The 16,918-nt window shown below is 30.3% G+C and carries 16 protein-coding genes and 1 pseudogene; 10 read left to right on the forward strand and 7 right to left on the reverse strand.

Features of this window, described 5'->3' with window-relative positions; genetic code table 11:
• Nucleotides 1–177: 177 nt before the first annotated feature.
• From F5ESL0261_RS08945 to F5ESL0261_RS08965, 4 genes and pseudogenes are all read right to left on the reverse strand, one after another.
• Nucleotides 178–471 (reverse strand): MazG nucleotide pyrophosphohydrolase domain-containing protein, encoded by a 294-nt coding sequence (locus tag F5ESL0261_RS08945; protein WP_122052962.1) that lies wholly within the window; start codon nucleotides 469–471, stop codon nucleotides 178–180.
• Nucleotides 472–770: 299 nt separating this feature from the next.
• A complete protein-coding gene (locus tag F5ESL0261_RS08950; RefSeq protein WP_122052963.1) occupies nucleotides 771–1,397 on the reverse strand; it encodes a hypothetical protein in 627 nt (208 codons plus the stop codon).
• Nucleotides 1,363–2,300 (reverse strand): annotated as a pseudogene (locus F5ESL0261_RS10315) (ABC transporter ATP-binding protein). Before F5ESL0261_RS10315 ends, F5ESL0261_RS08950 begins: the two are co-directional and overlap by 35 nt.
• A 91-nt stretch (nucleotides 2,301–2,391) precedes the next feature.
• Nucleotides 2,392–3,099, reverse strand: coding sequence for an ABC transporter permease (locus tag F5ESL0261_RS08965; RefSeq protein ID WP_158595214.1), 708 nt, complete (start codon nucleotides 3,097–3,099; stop codon nucleotides 2,392–2,394).
• Between the two features lie 827 nt (nucleotides 3,100–3,926).
• Between F5ESL0261_RS08965 and F5ESL0261_RS08970 the strand changes: the two genes are divergently transcribed.
• The gene (locus F5ESL0261_RS08970) at nucleotides 3,927–4,688 is read left to right on the forward strand and encodes a hypothetical protein (protein ID WP_122052967.1); all 762 of its coding nucleotides are present in this window, start codon (nucleotides 3,927–3,929) and stop codon (nucleotides 4,686–4,688) included.
• A gap of 262 nt (nucleotides 4,689–4,950) precedes the next feature.
• Here F5ESL0261_RS08970 and F5ESL0261_RS08975 read toward each other — a convergent pair whose 3' ends face one another.
• Nucleotides 4,951–5,844, reverse strand: a complete 894-nt coding sequence (locus F5ESL0261_RS08975; RefSeq protein ID WP_046332667.1) for an EamA family transporter — start codon at nucleotides 5,842–5,844, stop codon at nucleotides 4,951–4,953.
• A gap of 299 nt (nucleotides 5,845–6,143) precedes the next feature.
• Between F5ESL0261_RS08975 and F5ESL0261_RS08980 the strand changes: the two genes are divergently transcribed.
• The 3 genes from F5ESL0261_RS08980 (at nucleotide 6,144) to F5ESL0261_RS08995 (ending at nucleotide 10,353) form a co-directional block, all read left to right on the forward strand.
• A complete protein-coding gene (locus F5ESL0261_RS08980; protein WP_261982744.1) occupies nucleotides 6,144–6,287 on the forward strand; it encodes an IS3 family transposase in 144 nt (47 codons plus the stop codon).
• 1,368 nt (nucleotides 6,288–7,655) lie between these two features.
• A complete protein-coding gene (locus F5ESL0261_RS08990; RefSeq protein ID WP_122052969.1) occupies nucleotides 7,656–9,689 on the forward strand; it encodes a hypothetical protein in 2,034 nt (677 codons plus the stop codon).
• 10 nt (nucleotides 9,690–9,699) lie between these two features.
• Nucleotides 9,700–10,353, forward strand: coding sequence for a putative bacteriocin export ABC transporter (locus F5ESL0261_RS08995; protein WP_122052970.1), 654 nt, complete (start codon nucleotides 9,700–9,702; stop codon nucleotides 10,351–10,353).
• 254 nt (nucleotides 10,354–10,607) lie between these two features.
• Here F5ESL0261_RS08995 and F5ESL0261_RS09000 read toward each other — a convergent pair whose 3' ends face one another.
• Complete coding sequence (locus tag F5ESL0261_RS09000; RefSeq protein WP_122052971.1) at nucleotides 10,608–10,862, reverse strand: hypothetical protein; 255 nt, start codon at nucleotides 10,860–10,862, stop codon at nucleotides 10,608–10,610.
• A 27-nt stretch (nucleotides 10,863–10,889) separates the two neighbouring features.
• Entirely contained in the window at nucleotides 10,890–11,153 is a 264-nt protein-coding gene (locus tag F5ESL0261_RS09005; RefSeq protein WP_046332672.1) for a hypothetical protein, read from the reverse strand.
• 204 nt (nucleotides 11,154–11,357) lie between these two features.
• Here F5ESL0261_RS09005 and F5ESL0261_RS09010 point away from each other — a divergent pair, with 204 nt between their 5' ends.
• From F5ESL0261_RS09010 to F5ESL0261_RS09035, 6 genes are all read left to right on the forward strand, one after another.
• On the forward strand, nucleotides 11,358–12,182 hold the full coding sequence (locus F5ESL0261_RS09010) for a helix-turn-helix domain-containing protein (protein WP_122052972.1): 825 nt from the start codon (nucleotides 11,358–11,360) through the stop codon (nucleotides 12,180–12,182).
• A gap of 339 nt (nucleotides 12,183–12,521) precedes the next feature.
• Nucleotides 12,522–13,373 carry a DUF4097 family beta strand repeat-containing protein gene (locus F5ESL0261_RS09015; protein WP_122052973.1) on the forward strand — a complete coding sequence of 284 codons (852 nt, stop codon included), beginning with the start codon at nucleotides 12,522–12,524 and terminating at the stop codon, nucleotides 13,371–13,373.
• A 45-nt stretch (nucleotides 13,374–13,418) separates the two neighbouring features.
• Nucleotides 13,419–14,270, forward strand: coding sequence for a DUF4097 family beta strand repeat-containing protein (locus tag F5ESL0261_RS09020; RefSeq protein ID WP_122052974.1), 852 nt, complete (start codon nucleotides 13,419–13,421; stop codon nucleotides 14,268–14,270).
• Nucleotides 14,271–14,307: 37 nt separating this feature from the next.
• Nucleotides 14,308–15,195 (forward strand): DUF4097 family beta strand repeat-containing protein, encoded by an 888-nt coding sequence (locus F5ESL0261_RS09025; RefSeq protein ID WP_158595216.1) that lies wholly within the window; start codon nucleotides 14,308–14,310, stop codon nucleotides 15,193–15,195.
• A 22-nt stretch (nucleotides 15,196–15,217) separates the two neighbouring features.
• Complete coding sequence (locus F5ESL0261_RS09030) at nucleotides 15,218–16,165, forward strand: hypothetical protein (protein ID WP_122052976.1); 948 nt, start codon at nucleotides 15,218–15,220, stop codon at nucleotides 16,163–16,165.
• A 119-nt stretch (nucleotides 16,166–16,284) separates the two neighbouring features.
• Complete coding sequence (locus F5ESL0261_RS09035) at nucleotides 16,285–16,584, forward strand: MazG nucleotide pyrophosphohydrolase domain-containing protein (protein ID WP_122052977.1); 300 nt, start codon at nucleotides 16,285–16,287, stop codon at nucleotides 16,582–16,584.
• Nucleotides 16,585–16,918 lie beyond the last annotated feature (334 nt).

The raw sequence follows: 16,918 nt of genomic DNA on the forward strand, positions 1-16,918 counted from the left end.
TCCATCTGCTCAATTATTTACAGAAAATAAAAAACTTCTAATTTGCTAAGCATAATTTTGTATGTCTTCAAATTAGCTAGATAAAAAACAAAGGGCAAATTTTCTGTTAGTAATAATGAATCATTTTCTAAAGATAGATTTTAATTTATTAGGCCAACTAAATTAAACACCCGAAAATTATGAGCACTTAATCCCTTTTTTATACACTCTTTTTTCGTTTATTTTCATCTTTTTAACTATATCTTCTCCTAAATCACTATCAAGAATCTCTGAAATGCCCAATAAAAAAATTGCCACATCCGCTAATTCTTCATTTATGTTTTCTTTATCTTGCTTACGCCATGCCTCAAAAAGTTCATTAGTTTCACCATACAACCTAAGTAATTCGAATTCTACATCAGTTGTATTAAAGCCGTGTTTCTTTTTGTTTTCAATAACGTCCTTTTGAAGTTTTTGTGTATTGATTATCATTTTACATTTTCCTCAAATCAAAATCACTTATTTTCCCAAGCTCTATTCTATGATTTTCTTAGAAATATTTACAAAAACTAAATCCCTAAAATAAATCTATAGTGCCTTTTTTTCTAAAATTTTTCTCACTTTTGTTTATCACAAATAAAGTAAAGAAAAAACATACCAAGTTAATAAAAATAAAAGTTAGCCACTCAATAATTCCTGGCCAAGAAAGAACTGACATCTTTCTCACTATTTGTAGAGTATAAGTAAGCGGAAAGATAAAAGAAAAGAAATACAAAAACTTTAAAAAAGATCTAATAGGAATTGAGACTCCTGATAAGTACTCCATCGGCGGTATTGAAAAGAATATACCAAATAGAAGTATTTCTACTCACTAAATATAAAGCACACATAAAGGTTCCCCATAAAGAAGCAGAAATAAAAAGGATCATACCAGCAATTGCATAGAACATTATTTTTATAAAAGGATTTCCTGAACTAATTAAGAAAATATAAAAATATATTAATACAAAAGAAAATATAATTTGTGGAAAACCAGACAATGCCCTGCCAAGCAAAAGTCCAAATCTATTTGCTGGACTTATGTAAATTATTTGCAATGTACCATCTTCACGATCCCTTTGGATTGATAAAGCTTGTGTAATCATAGCAGAATAAAATGAAAGTGACACAAATCCTGATAAAAGAAAAATTAAAAAATCTGAATGTGAATTGATACCGAAATGAGTAAACAATTTCAAATTAAAACTCTTATATGTAAACAAAGTAGTTAGAAGTCCCAAAAGTGGCCATATTATTGAAGCTACGATACCATTGAAACTCAAAGTATTTAACTTACTACATCTCAAAAATTCAGCAAATATTGATTGAATTAATAAATGTAATCTACTTCGTAATTTGTGTAAATAAGAAGTCTTCAAGTGTAATATCCTCCTTTTTCATTTCTTCTACTGAATAGTTTGCTAGCCTGTCATTTGTTATTACTTTTCTTATCAAATTAGAATGACCAAATACACTCACAGATAGTGGAGATTCCTTCTTAACGTCAACTACACCATCACTTTCTTTAAGCATCTTAATAAGATCTTGACTTACAACCTTATTGAAACTTATAAGAATTTTTTCACTTACTTTGGCTTCCTTTGATAACTCTACAGAAGATTCCTTGGAGGTTATCTCACCTTTACGTAGAAAATATATGTTATCGCATAATTCCGCTGCCTCTTTTAAGTAGTGCGTAGTTAACAAAATGCCTTTCTTATTATTGTGAGCTAGATCCGCAATTAATTCCCTCATTTCGGTCGCTATATCAACATCTAAACCAATTGTTGGCTCGTCAAAAAAAATATAATCTGGATTATTAATCATTCCTCTTGCAAATTGTAATCTTTGTTTCATACCTTTAGAAAGGTTTCTACTCTTTGACCACTGGCTTTTTCTAGCCGGACTAATTTTAATAGATTGGGAATTCTGCTTCTGTATGTTTCTTTCTCTATACCGTATAGCCTTGCAAAATAGGTCAAGTTATCGTAGGCAGTTAAATGCCAAAAAAGTCCACGCTCAGTGCCAGAAATTACATTAACTTTTGTCCTAAAATTAGTTAAATTCTTTTCTATAGGAGTGTTATCTTCATAAACTGTTCCTTCATCTGGTAAAAGCTCCCCAGATAGCATTCTTATAGATGTGGTTTTCCCTGCACCATTTAAACCAAGAAGACCTGTAATTTGACCTTTTTTTATTTCAATATTTATACCTTTAACGGCTTCAACCACATTAACATTATTATTGTTGGAAGCTTTTTTTAAGTTTTCCCCTTTAATCATTATGCCAAACTCTCCAATCTTACCTTTATAGTCTTTTTTAAGAAAAAATATCCTACAGTCAAATAGATAATTGACAAAAAAATGTTAAATATTATATCATTTTTCCAAGATCTATATTTATCAGAATTGCTTTATTTCTAAATATGTCCAAAGCAGATGTTAATGGGATTGCCTCAGAAATATATTGAACCCACTTAGGTAAAAACTTAATAGGAAAAGAAATACCACATAAAAAACTAATAAGTACACTAATTGTATTTTGTACCAAATAGGTATTATTAAAGAAAAGCATTATAGAGCCGACAAACACAGCTATGGAAATGGAACTAAATATGATTAAGCCATATCCGATTATCAACTGTAAAAAGCTTATTTGCGAGTTAGTTATAAACAAAAAAATAAAGAGAATTACGCTTTCCAAAAAGGATAAGATTATTCCTGTAAGACTTACAGCAACCAAATAAATTAATAAATTTGCACCTGAGTATATATAATATTGGAAGGTCCCTTGTCTGAACTCAGTAACTATTGATCTTCCAATCGACATTAATAAAGAAAAAGAAGCTGAATATGCAATAAAACCTAAAAAAAGAAAAAGCACATAGTTACTACTGCTGCTGCGTTTAAAAGCAGAGCTTACTTGTTGATTGAAAACAAAAAAATAAAGAGAGAGAGGTAGTAATAAGCTTACTAAAAGAGAAACCACACGTTGTGTAACTAGAGATAAACCATAAGCACTAAAATTATCTTTTATTGATCTTATAAAAACAGCATTAAAAACATTAACTATTTTTTTCATAGAGCCCCCAATATTCATAAAAAACGACAAAAACTAGTTTTTATAAAAAATCGTAGATTCAAATTAAAAAAATATATAGTTTTTTTAAGCCCTTGTCAAATTCTTAAAAAATAGCAGGGAAAACAAAAGATTTCGATGCTATAAGTAGTATTTTTGTACTTAATTCATAGCTTTTTATATTATTATTTTGCTCATTTAATACTACTTTAAATTTAATATCTGCGCTTTTTAGAATTAATATAATAATCAAAGAAACAAAATAATAAATCTGATATTAAAATAAATTCATCATAGCTTTTGAAAAAATTGGTAACTTATCATATATAGCTCATTGGCATTTGTTTAATTTGTAGCCTTTTTAAATTAAGTAATTGTACTAATGGACGCTTAACTTTTTTATAAAATACTAATAATCTATCGTTGCTTAAGAATGGCTATACGGTGCTGATTAATGTTGGTGAGAATAATTAAACGGTATTTTAATATTCGATAGAGATGAATATTATTAAAAAGCCCCAAAAATTCATTTATCAATTTTGATAAATGATTCAAAATATAGAAGTTTCTTCCAAAAATTCAGCTACTGTCTTTAAAAGAAAATTTAACGACTATCGGTCACGAAATTTAAAAAGGGCAAGCAAAGTGTAACCTAAATAAACTTTTTAAGTGGTGAAAATGATTTTGATTTGAAAGTAGAAGGTTCACCTGAAGAGATTGAAAGTGTATGATTATAGTTATAAAAAATTCTCTTGTATGGTACACATTAAAAAAAGAAAAGTTCGTATAATTTTATTAATCACTATTTAGTAAGGAAGTAGGGATAAATTATGGATAAGTTAGACATTTTAAAAAAAGCAACCAAATTATCAGACCCACAGAAGGATATTTTACATTTAATAAAGCTTAAATGTAATATACAGAAGGATATTTTATATGCATGTGTATACTCGTCTAAATTTGATGGTTTGGGAAATAAATTTTCAGATTTAGATGTTTACGTTATAGTCAGTGATGACAAGGCTTATGTAAAACGCCTCAGTTTTGTTTTGGGTAATATACCACTTGATATAGAGGTAATTTCAAATAAAAAAATTAACAAAATTCTCCAAAAAAATAAGTACGATTTAACCGATGGTGATATAAAAAGATTATGGAGGATAAAAATAAGTATGCCTGTCTTTAAATCTCTAGAAAAATTAGATGGAATAGCACACTTTGATATTGCAAAATTGGTATTTGATTTGTCCAATGAGAAATCATATGAACTTGAAGATGATGGAAATAAAATGTTTAAAGTAGAAAACTTTATTTCTTCCATTGAGTGTTTTAGATCATCTATTATCTATTCAATAAAAGCACGTGGTTGCCTTTACGATCGTGTGATTCTTAAAGACAAGTGGCTTCTTTATTCTTTCATAAAAAATAATGGTTATAATAATCAACAGCTGGCGAAACGCGTAGAGCAACTTTTAGTCTTTCCCTGCGTATCTAAAAACAATATATCTAGTTATAATAATAATTTAGCCACTTTAGCAGAGAATTTGCTATTTATAAACAAATTAGATTTTAATAGGAAAGAAAAAAGATAAGAATCGAATCAGCAAAAAATTAGGTATGATTTAAGGTGCCATTACTATTGGGTAGCACCTTTTTATTATGCTAAGTTATAAAAATTTATGAAATCCTGATTTTAAGCTATCAGCTAAATGATCAGCTTCGATTTTTTGAAGTAAACAAACTTGCTCTAGTGCTGCGGCTTTATTTTTCTGACAAGAAGCAACTCTGGCTTTAGCTACAAGTGATTTATTATATTAACCTAATTCTTTAATAGCACCCCAAAAACTGTTCCAGTTACTTTGAAAACAAAGCCAAGATAAAAATAGCCACAATTACCAAGATATCTGCAAATTTCATCTTTTCTTTAAGGAAAATATCGCCAAAGATGACGCTGTATAAAGAGGTCATGTTTAAAAAGATCCAGGCAATGCTTGAGTTGGGTGAAGACGTTGCCAAAGTATAAGTTACTTGCGCTAAAAGAGTCAAAACCGCCCGAGAACCATAAATCAGATAAACCTTACCTTTAAGATTTTCAGCGCTGATTTTAAGAGTTCTATTTTTATAAATAAAAGTAATTAGGGTAATTAAACAGCGCACATAAATTGTCATGATAGTAAAAAAGACCAGATCAATCGGTTTGATTAGGCCTTTAGTTAATAACGGTGAAAGTGCCGCTTGAATAATCAACAAGGGCGCAATTACGGCAAAAGTCGTCAACAGGTTTTTCAAATTTAAATTATTGTGGCGCTGTTCGAAAACAATATAAATAACCACGATCACCGTGGAAATAATAGAAACTAAATATGAGGATTTGCTAAAGTAGCCCATAGTCAGCAAAATGGCCCAAGGAATAAAAAGATCGGTCACCTTGCTCAAAAGCACAGACTGCATAATTGAAACTTTTTTGAACACATAGCTGTAGCCATAAGCGACGATTTGAGCCAAAAAAGCATATAAAAGGACTTTAATAAGATAGTTGTTGGTTATTCTGGGACTGGGAAAACTGTGCAGGACGTAAATCAGGAAGAAAGTCACTAAAACCGAGCTGCAAATATTATTTAAAAAGTTCACATCAATTGAGCTTTGCTTGCGATAGCCCATTTGGTAACGGTCAATAACTGATATTATTCCCCTGGAAAATGACGAAATAGTGGCAAAAATAATCAACCAAATATTACTGATAATCATGCTTCCTCCATATGAAAAACATAGTCTAAAACTATTACTAATATTTTGGTCTTTGCAGCCACAATTAAAAAGTCAGAGAAATATTTATTATCAATAACTATGAGTTGTCTAGTTACTAAAATCCAGCCATTGGACATACAAAGTTTAAATGTATTCAAATGATATCCACTAACGACTAATCATAAAAAACACATTATTTGGTTTGAATAGTATTTTATTATACACCAAGTTTAAAATTCAAAAAAGTGGCTAGGAGACTTAAAGGGCTTTCATAAATACTAATTCTTGCTTAAACCGAAATGTTTTATGGTCAAGAATATAACTACCATAACCTGCAAAAACTAACTAAAGCAATTATGGAATACATTCGCTACTATAATGAAGAAAGAATATCGGGCTCAAGCCTTAAAGAAATGATATTAACTTTTTGCCCAAATTTTTGAACTCAGTAAAGCTTAATATTTGGTAGCACCTTTTTTACCATGCTAAACTATAAAAATTCATCAATTTTTGATCTTAACCTATCAGCTAAATGATCAGCTTCGATTTTTTGAAATAAACATACTCGCTCTAATACTGCAGCTTTATTTTCTGACAAACAGCAATCCTGACTTTATTCACAAGCAATTTATCATATTGACCCAACTCTTTAATTAAAGATTTTAGTTTAATTAATTAACTACTGCCAAGTCAAATTTTTGTGCCAACATTTCAGTCATTACCTGATTAACTAATGTATTTACTTTTGAAGACTTATTTAAGGGGCAATATTTATCGATAGCTTCAATAATTTTGTCAACAATTTTATTTGCAGTTTCGTAATCATACGATCAAAGGGATCGTTCGCTAACTTTTGTTGTGTTAGCCTTCGTAATATTCTTAATTTCTAGCCGTCCGACCAAACTTGTTCATGTAAAAACCTATTTAAAAACTTCGCTTAAATGATATTATGAAACTAAGAACTCATTAAAGGTTAAGTTTTAAATGAATCCTCAAACACTATAGAAAATATTTAGATGTATATTACTCTTTTTTAATGTCAATTTAAAATCAAATTCGATATTGCTAAAAGACACGCATCGCAGAAATTAATTAGTAATAAGCTTTCATAATTACATAATACTAGATTATAAAAGTAAGGAGGTTAAAGATAATGTTTTCACCATTTGTAACCACAATACTGAAAATTTTGCAATTTGTGCTAATTATACTAGTAGTAATTAGTGCAATATATGTGAAAAGACACGAAAAAGAGGTCTTTAGCAGGCCTCGGACTCATCCCAAAAGCTTTGATATGTGTTTAATCTTTGGTATTACACTTGTCCCTAGGTTCCGGTACTCTGGTACATAATTTTTACGCTTAAAGCTAACTTTTCAATTTATATTCAAAGAATAGTAAACGTATGGTCAACAATTGCACTATGCGTTTTCTGGACATTAATTATGCTTTTGGCAACATACTATGACCTAAAGCTGCGAAAAAAATATAGTGCGGATCCGCAAAATTTAAAATACTTCCAGTATTAAATTATTCTCTACTGGAAGTATTTTTTAGTTACAAAAACTATAGCTCATATTATTAATTTAAACTGACTAAATAGCAGAGCTCTTCGTTTAAATAACCAGCGACTTAAATACATACCTACAAAATTATTTTCAACAATCTTTTCAACATCAAAATCAAAGCACAGTTGAAAGAACATGATAACTCGTTTAATCTAATAGTAAATAGCTAAAATTACATATATGATAAAAGATACAGAATACCAATTCGATTTTGACAGAGCTATTTTCGGATAAGAGGTTTAAAGGTGCTACGAAAAATAAAAGTCCTACTTTACTTGCTAGTTACAATTACTACTATCGCCCTGTTCACTAACATTTTTCATTCCTATGATGACAGTTCTTTACCTGATAATCCCACCATTGTGGAAATTTATGGTTCAAAAAAACTTAATAATTCGCAAATTAGGAAATGGCAAAAAACGGATAGTAAAGAATGGAACAAAAAATATAATAAAAAAAGGTTCTTTATCATATTACAAAAGTTTGCTCATTCTAAGAATATTTCTTTAGTTAAGCTAAGAATTAATAATTTTAATGGCCATCAAAGTAAAATAGTTTATAGTTTTGGCAATGATAATAAAGATTACTCACTTTATAAAGATAAATCTGTTAAAAAACTATCAAATAAAAAGCTACAATTAGAAGATCTTTACGGAGTATATTGTACTAATGCCAAAAATAAAGTTTTGGGCGATTTGCTTTCATTACTCCATTCACACCAATTTAGAGTACGAACTGAACACAACTCCCTATCATTTAATTATATTTTGCATTTATTTCTAACGGAATTAAGTAGTACCAATGTAGTCATATTTTTGGGTGTTATCAGCATTTTGTTCATTGTAATGGTGCTCGAAAAATTATACCGTTTCAAAGCGTATGGCATAATGAAAATTAACGGCTTAAATAACTGGCAGCTTTTTATGAACGACTTAAAAAGAGAAGCACCTTTATTAGTTACAACTCTCGGCTTAATTGTAATATTCATAGTCGTTTGGGGGTCTTATTCATTTACTGCTAAAGGTTGGACAACTTTTTTACCCTATCTGCTACTCGTATTATTGATTTTATTTTTAAGTTTCTTCTTCTTAAACGCCTTATCCTATCTAGTTCTGGCACTATTAAAACCTTATGCCGCAATCAAGGGTGAAGAACATTCAGGAGCGTTTTTATTAATTGGCTATCTTTTAAAAATAGTACTGCTGGCCTTAATAATGCTTAACGCGATAGCTTTATATAAGAATTACCAGATTTATACAAGAGATACGAGTATCATCAAAAAGCTTTCTGCTAAAGAAAATGGTTATTCACTGAATCTTAGTTGGCATATTTCGGACAAGGCTGAAGATATGAAAGTAGCGCGAAAAGTTCATAAATTGGTGGTCAAGTCTCCGCAAGCAATCGTTTCAAAAAATTCACAGGTATTCAGACCAGCAATACGGGATGTTCAGCCTGAAAATGGCAATGTGATTACTGCCAATAAAAACTTCCTGGCAAAGAGTGGTCTCACTTCTAAACATATTAAAGTTTCTGAAAATAATGTCTTGCTCTTAATACCAAAGAATCGCTTAGATCAACTGGGAGAAGCTAAAAAGGAGCTGAAGACCTTCCTTAAGTTTCAAAATAAGTTACCTAACCGCTATCGCAAGCAAAAAAAGATGCCAACGATTCAGGTCATTCCGATTGCAAGTGATCAAAAAGTCCTTAATTATACCGTTCGTGACGAGATACTATCGTCTATTTCATTTAATCCATTAATTATCGTGGTGAATGATAAGCTGTTATCGGATGATTTCTATTTGTCAACTAACAGTCAAGGAATGATCCGCTTTCCCGATCTTAAAGCCATGCAACGATTAGTGAAGCGTTTAGGTTTAGCTTCCTATACTATTGGAATTACAAGCCAGCAGGCATTGCTTTCAGATTATGTCGCAAAAGCGAATAAAGAGCTGCTCCTGTTAACTACGACGACGATCATATCATTGCTGCAATTAATTTTTATTATCTTGTTTGTCAGCTCAACCTTCTTACAAAGCCAGAGACATAAAATGGCGGTTTATCAGGTATTCGGAAAATCTAACGCTAAACTAATCTGCGCGTTTTTAATTGTTAATTTGGGGTTCGATTTCTTAATGATTAACTTGGTTTTAGCTAAAAGAGGATATTTAAACTTAATGCCACTTACTTTAAGTTACCTTTTAATAGAAGCAATTATTATTTTATTAACTTATATTCACGCACAGCACAATTTATTAATTACCCTTAATCACGGAAATTAGGAGCGAAAAATTGATTAAAGTAGAACATCTTACTAAAAAGTTTCAAGAAAAAGTTATCTTCGAAGATATTAATTGTACTTTAGAAACAGGTAAAACATATGCTATTGTGGGCAAAAGTGGTGCTGGTAAAACAACTTTTCTTAATGTTTTAAGCGGACTTGAGCAACCTTCATCTGGAAAAGTAATTATTACTGACTTAACTGTTAATGGCAAAAATCGCAAAAAACTATATCGCACATTTTTTGGCTTCATTTTTCAAAATTTTGGGTTAATTGACACAGAGACCGTCAAGCAAAACCTGGAATTAGGCTTAGCTAATCAGAAATTAACTAGAGGGCAAAAAAGCGAACGAATGCATGCGGCTTTAAAGCAAGTGGGGCTGGAAAAAATGCCGTTTAATCAAAAAGTATATACTCTCAGCGGAGGTGAACAGCAACGGATAGCGCTAGCTCGCATACTTTTAAAAACCCCCAAAGTGATATTCGCGGATGAACCAACCGGTTCACTAGATTCAGAAAATAGCCAAGTAGTGCTAAAAACCTTGTTAAATAATTTTGATCCCGCTGCCACAATTGTGATAGCAACTCATGATCCGAGTGTTTGGCAAGAATGTGATTACCTAATTAAAATTGAAGATAAAAAGATTAAAATAATCCTCAACTGATATCATCCCTAAAATTAAGATTAAACACAAAGAACTAACACACGATTTATTCGCATGTTAGTTCTTTTAATTTTATTGCAAATTCTAATTCAAACTATGACAATAACTTTTCGCGCCAATTGTTTTTAACTTAAAAAGCTCCAAGCTATCTATAGCTTGGAGTCAAAATATTAGCAAAAGGATTTTTTAAAAAATCCCCAAGCTATTTTTATAATCAAAATTTTATCATATATCACTGTGCTTGCTTTTAATAACTAATCGTTCAAAGCAACTTTTCTGAATATAAAATATACTGCAGCTAGTACACATACCTGAACTACTCCAAGAGGAATGCTGACACTGTTTAAAGCAGTGAAATTCTTAAATAGCAAGTAAGATACAACTGGGGGTATAACAATAATTGCAACCCCTACACCCGCAAAAATTTTGTTAAGAGCTTGCAGTTGCTCTCTTCCTGTATATTCCATTCCAGCAAATAATACAAGAAGTAAAACCATAATCCACAACATTTTTTTACCTCATAATAACTCTATCGTTTATTTTGCTGAACGATAATCCCTAAAAATATAAAATAAACCTAACAGAATAAACAAAACAATTCCAGAATGGAAAGCCGGTAAAATTTGGCCAAACTGAAAATTATGTATTACTAATTCAAAGGCTACTAAGGAAACGGAGGTTAATATCAATATCATTCCCCGATTAGTCCTAAGAAATTTGATTGCTGGATTATCTTTATAGATTTTACCCAAACACCAGCATGTAATGATTAAAGATACCCCTGCTATTGTTTCGGTCATGTATTTATCCTCCTTTCCAAATAAATGTACAAAAGTCATGCTGTTACGTCTTTATAGGTAAGATGACGACTTCTTAATTGACGAAATAAATCAGATATAATTATTGATTTATTTCTAAACTAAGAATAACATTAAACCATTATTAATAATGTGCAAAATCAGCACATCATTCTAAGAATAAATAAACATAAAAAGAGTAATACCATGAGCAATTTTGGCAAAACAATTCATAGTCTTAGAACTACACGTAAAATGACCCAGCAAGATTTAGCACAAGATTTATTTGACCGTAGCACAATTTCTAAAATTGAAAATACTGAATTATCAACTACTTACGAAAATGAACTTAAATTAATAAAGCGACTGGGTTTAACTCCCAACGAGTTTGAATATATTAGTAATGGCTATCATATTAGTACTAAAAGTCAACTTCTGCATCGGTTTTTAAACCTTGATGGTAGTATTGATAAGGATAAAATAAATAGTTTGTTACAAGATTGTCTCTTAGTCAAAAACGACAATGATATTAAACGAATTACTATTATTCTTAAAGCTCTACTATTAGTCGATAAACCAAAAGGATTTACTCATGCACAAGAACTAGTTCAACCTATTTGGTTCAACTCTTTTCGTAATATCGAGATTTTTACTGTTACAGATATTACGATCCTTAGTTCAATTTTATTTGCCTTTGACTATCAAACAGCAAACGAAATTATTGCCAAGATTATTGCTAATATAGACAATCATTATCCGTTTATGAAAACTCTGAAAACCAATACGCTAATTAATCAGGCAATAATACAAATGACGCATCACAAATTTAAGTTAGCTGTCACTACTTTAAATAGTTTAAAGCCTTTATTAAAGAGCCTAAGACAGTATGATAAATTACTTGTTGTTAATGCTCGAATTGCAATTTGTCAAAAGCACAAATTAGAAGCACTAGAACAGATTAGTTTATTAGAAAAAATTGGTGCTGATAATTTAGCAAGGCATTTAAAACAGGAAATCGCAGAGTTTTTTTAAATAAAAACATTAATGCCCACTTCTAATGTTACTAACAAAAGCCATCTAAAAATAAACCTTTGAAATTTCAAAGGTTTATTTTTTATCTTAAAAAATTAATGGCACAGTAGCTAATCGTCATCAAAATGAAACATCCCTTTTTTATTTACTATTGTCTATCACCTAAAAAATCTAATATCATATATTGTATAATATAGCTGAAGATAGTATAATACTGTTAATAATAAATAAGCAAAATTTTTATTATTAAAAAATAGAATATGTTTTCATACTATCGTAATTGATTTAACTAACTATTGAAAGTCAGCTCGTTTAAATTAAAATGAGGGGGTAATTATAATGAAAAAGATTTTTAAAATTGGCATTTTTTGTGGAATTGTTGGTTTTCTTACATTCGCAGGTTTGAAAATAGATAGTGCTTTACAAAAGCCTCAAGTAGCAGAAGCCAAAACTAATCAAACTACCAAAAGAGTTTACACAGTTAAAAAATTTAATAAAATTAAATTTTCTTCTTACAGACCCAATACTATTGTTACTTTAGGTAACAAATACCAGGTCAAAATTAAAGCTAAACGTGGTGGAAATGCACAAAAAATTAAAACCAAAGTGAAAAATAAGCAACTGACTATTTATGATAAGTCAGAAAAGCACTTTAAGGATGGCTATTATGAAGTCACTGTTACTGTACCAAGTAAAAACGCTTTGAAAAAGGTATCAGGATATTTACGAGGAGGTTCCGTGTATTTAGAGAAGTTAAATGTCCCAGTAATAAATCTTAAGTCAAACATTGCTTATTTAGCTCTGGATCATATTTCTTCTCAAAACGTTAAGTTAAAGATTAAACATCAAGTTTTAGACATAATGGATTCAAATTTACAAAATTCTTCCATTAACATTGGCAAAGGCAATATAGCTTTTAACGATAGCAAGATCAAAACTAAAGTATTCATTGCCAAAGGCGGCATGCTTATTAATGATTGTACTTTCTTGGGTGATAGCTCGTTTACTCTTAACAAAGGAGTATTTTCGATGACCGGTGCGCCAAAAATCAGTTATGATTTGCGCGTTGATCCTAAACATAAAATTGTAACGGATACTAAAGATCATCGTAATCGGCTTCTTATATCCGTACCAAACAAGCCAACCGTTAAAGTAACCAGCAAAAATGCAAATATAGAATTTTTTAAATAAGCTTTACTTGTTTAAATTTAATATAAGTATATTAAGGAAATAAAAATGAAAAAGATTTTTAAAATTGGAAGTTTTTGTGGAATTGTTGGTCTTCTTATTTTCGCAGGTTTGAAAATAAATAGTGCTTTGCCAAGGAATCAAGTTACAGAAGCTCAAACCAATCAAACTACCAAAAGAGTTTACACAGTTAAAAAATTTAATAAAATTAAATTTTCTTCTTACAGACCCAATACTATTGTTACTTTAGGTAACAAATACCAGGTCAAAATTAAAGCTAAACGTGGTGGAAATGCACAAAAAATCAAAACCAAAGTTAAAAATAAGCAACTGACTATTTATGATGAACCGGAAAAACACTTTAATGATGGCTATTATGAAGTAACTGTTACTGTGCCAAGTAAGAATGCTTTGAAAAAGGTATCGGGATATTTACGAGGAGGCTCCATATATTTAGAGAAGCTAAATATACCAGTAATAAATCTCAAATCAAACATTGCTTATTTTGCCTTTGATCATGTCTCTTCTCAAAATGTTAAGTTAAAAATAAAACATGAAGTTTCAGACATAATGGATTCGAATTTAAAGAATTGTTCTATTAACATCGGTAAAGGTAATATGACTATTGATGACAGTAAAATCAAAGCTAAAGTGCACATTAGCAAGGGTGGCATGACAGTTGTTGGTAGCACTTTCATGGGTGATAGTTCCTTCACTCTTAATAAAGGATTATTTTTGATGACAGATGCTCCTAAAATAAGTTATGACCTGCGCGTTGATCCTAAGCATAAAATTGAAACTGACAATAAAGATTATCATAAACGTCTATCTATTATCGTACCAAACAAGCCAACCGTTAAAGTAACTAGCAAGAATGCAAATATAGAATTTTATAGATAGATTCAGTATGTTTTAATTAGAAATGAAGAAATTAACTATGAAAAGATTATATAAATTAGGCAGCTTTTTAGGAATTGCCGGATTATTGGTGCTCATTGGCGCTAAGGCAAGTAATTTCCTACAAAATCCTCAGTATCAGGATGACAAAGTCGTTTTTGCCAAAAAGTCAAGATCTCAAAATAAAGTCAACAAAACTTTCAATGTTACAGAATTTGACCAAGTCAAACTTAATACCAAGCGGCCTGATATCAAATTCATAGTAGGCAATACATTTAGTGTCAAAGCCAGTGGAACTCACAGAGCTCATATTGCATTTACCAGGATCAGCGTTAAAAACAGAAAACTAACTATCTATGACAAACCTACCGGTCATCATAATTATGGCGGATATACAGTTACCATAACGGTTCCTAATAAGAACTCTATAAATAAGGTTACTGGGAATTGTGATATCAGTGATATCTACTTCAACGGTTTGAATATTCCAAGTGTTGCTGTCAAAACAGGCTATGGCGATGTTATCCTTAATCACGTCAACTCTGAAAATGTTAGTGTCAAGCAAACAAATGGTGACTTGAAAGTCTTAAATTCAACAATTAAAAATAGTACAGTTAAATTAAGCGTTGGAGATTTAATAATTAAAAATAGTAAATTCAAAACAAAGGCCAATTTAGCTTTAGCACCTGACTTCAAATATAGTAGTGTCAAAATTCAAAATTCCAGCCTTTTAGGAAATAGTTCAATTAATTTGGCTATAGGTGACTTTGTTATGACGGGTGCTCCGAAAATCAGTTATGATTTGACAACTAAACCAAAAGGTAAAATCAAATTTCAAAGCAGACTTTACACTCATCAATTTTCTAAGACTGTTCCTAATCAACCACTTCTTAAAGTTAACAGCAGAGGAAATATTAAAATAGATTAATTAAAATGAAGGTAAATTAGAAATGAAAAAGTTTTATCAAATATGTGGCAGTATCGCTACTTTAGCAGCTCTTCTTTTTGTAGTTGGCAAAGCAAACAACAATTTTTCGAAAACTGGAATCGTTGATGCAAAAGCCAGTCAAACTACAAAAACAAATAGCTACAAAGCAGTTGTCACAAAAACAAAGAAAGGCAAAGTCAAGAAAACTTATACTGTTCCCAAATTTAGCCAAATCAAACTTGCTTGTTACAGACCAGATGTGGTCATTGACTTAGGTAAAAAATTTAAAATCACTGTTATAGGAGAAAAAGGAGTCGATGTTAATAAAATTAATACAAAAGTGGACAACAATCAGCTTACTGTTTATGATGAACCCGAATATAAATTCAACGATGGTGACTATCAAATAAATATTACCGTTCCCCACAAAAATAGCGTAAAAGAAATAACTGGTTTCAATTATGAATATGGTGTCATAATAGATAAATTGAATATTCCCAGTATTAATTTAAGTTCAACTGCAGGATTCCTTTTTATTTCAGATGTTAAAGCAAATAATGTGACCTTTACAGTTAAAAACTATGACGCCAAACAAAATCATGACGAGGATAATGAATGCATAGATGTCTTTGATTCTAAATTAAAAAGCAGTAATTTCAATGTAAATAAAGGAAACATTTATATTTATAGTAGTAAGCTAAAAACTAATACTTTTATCAATCATGGCAATTTTAATTTTGGCAGCAGTAAAGCTATTGGCCAAAGCACAATCGATCTAAATACCGGTAATTTTAGTATGTTCGATATGTTTGATTTGCCAAAAATCAATTGTGACCTTACAACTGATTCTACACAAAAAATAAAAGTTGGTAAAAAATACTATTCTCATCATTTTTCTACTTCTTCCCAAGCAAACCCATTGCTTAAAGTTACCAGTAAAACTGGCAAAATTTCAATATCTAAGGATTAAGCTATATAGTCTAGCTTCAAAACTCACACAGTAAAATTAATCAACTTAATTTGATATTCATTGCACCTATTTACAAATTAAATATAAAATAGACTAAAATCATTATTTAGGAGTCCAAATTGATCATAGATACTAAGAAACTGCAAAAAGCAGTCATGGAAAATAAGAAAAAACACGGTTTCAATACCACAGATATTGAGTTTGAATTATTGCGATTACATGGAGAAGCTAATGAGTTATTTGAAGCCTGGCGCAAGAATAATAAGGAAAATATTAATGAAGAATTAGCCGATGTAGGGATATTCCTATTAGGCATTGCAGAAATGCTTAGCAGTGATTTGGGTGAAGACATTGTTAATAAAATGAAAATAAACGAAAAAAGAATATACAAAAATGGCGTTAAACGCAGTCATCATTAATTAGGAAGCAATTAAAAATTTTGTTGCTTTTTAATTATCAGGGTTTAATATATCCAAATATAATATAAATATCATCTTTGATATCAAGTTATATACAAGATTATTTGATAATAGGGAAAGCGTTATACTGTTATGATTTTAAAAAAATTGTCTTATAAAGCTAGAGTTTTAATATGTGGCTTTATTCAGGTTCTGCTAGGCCTCTTTGCAATTTTTGTTTTAAAACACAAATTTTATGTCATAATCATATTTTTAATTCTTGCTCTCTTGGATTTTGCAAATGTTCTTTTTGGAAAGGATCCAGCCGATAAACCTAAAAATATTCTGAAAAGGT

Source organism: Lactobacillus sp. ESL0261, assembly GCF_003693025.1.
GTDB classification, from domain to species: Bacteria; Bacillota; Bacilli; order Lactobacillales; family Lactobacillaceae; genus Lactobacillus; species Lactobacillus kullabergensis.

Coding starts and splice junctions, on each gene's coding strand:
- F5ESL0261_RS08945 (WP_122052962.1), bottom strand. CDS start 471: ATGATAATCAATACACAAAAACTTCAAAAGGACGTTATTGAAAACAAA.
- F5ESL0261_RS08965 (WP_158595214.1), bottom strand. CDS start 3,099: ATGAAAAAAATAGTTAATGTTTTTAATGCTGTTTTTATAAGATCAATA.
- F5ESL0261_RS08970 (WP_122052967.1), top strand. CDS start 3,927: ATGGATAAGTTAGACATTTTAAAAAAAGCAACCAAATTATCAGACCCA.
- F5ESL0261_RS08975 (WP_046332667.1), bottom strand. CDS start 5,844: ATGATTATCAGTAATATTTGGTTGATTATTTTTGCCACTATTTCGTCA.
- F5ESL0261_RS08980 (WP_261982744.1), top strand. CDS start 6,144: ATGTTTTATGGTCAAGAATATAACTACCATAACCTGCAAAAACTAACT.
- F5ESL0261_RS09000 (WP_122052971.1), bottom strand. CDS start 10,862: ATGTTGTGGATTATGGTTTTACTTCTTGTATTATTTGCTGGAATGGAA.
- F5ESL0261_RS09005 (WP_046332672.1), bottom strand. CDS start 11,153: ATGACCGAAACAATAGCAGGGGTATCTTTAATCATTACATGCTGGTGT.
- F5ESL0261_RS09010 (WP_122052972.1), top strand. CDS start 11,358: ATGAGCAATTTTGGCAAAACAATTCATAGTCTTAGAACTACACGTAAA.
- F5ESL0261_RS09015 (WP_122052973.1), top strand. CDS start 12,522: ATGAAAAAGATTTTTAAAATTGGCATTTTTTGTGGAATTGTTGGTTTT.
- F5ESL0261_RS09020 (WP_122052974.1), top strand. CDS start 13,419: ATGAAAAAGATTTTTAAAATTGGAAGTTTTTGTGGAATTGTTGGTCTT.
- F5ESL0261_RS09025 (WP_158595216.1), top strand. CDS start 14,308: ATGAAAAGATTATATAAATTAGGCAGCTTTTTAGGAATTGCCGGATTA.
- F5ESL0261_RS09030 (WP_122052976.1), top strand. CDS start 15,218: ATGAAAAAGTTTTATCAAATATGTGGCAGTATCGCTACTTTAGCAGCT.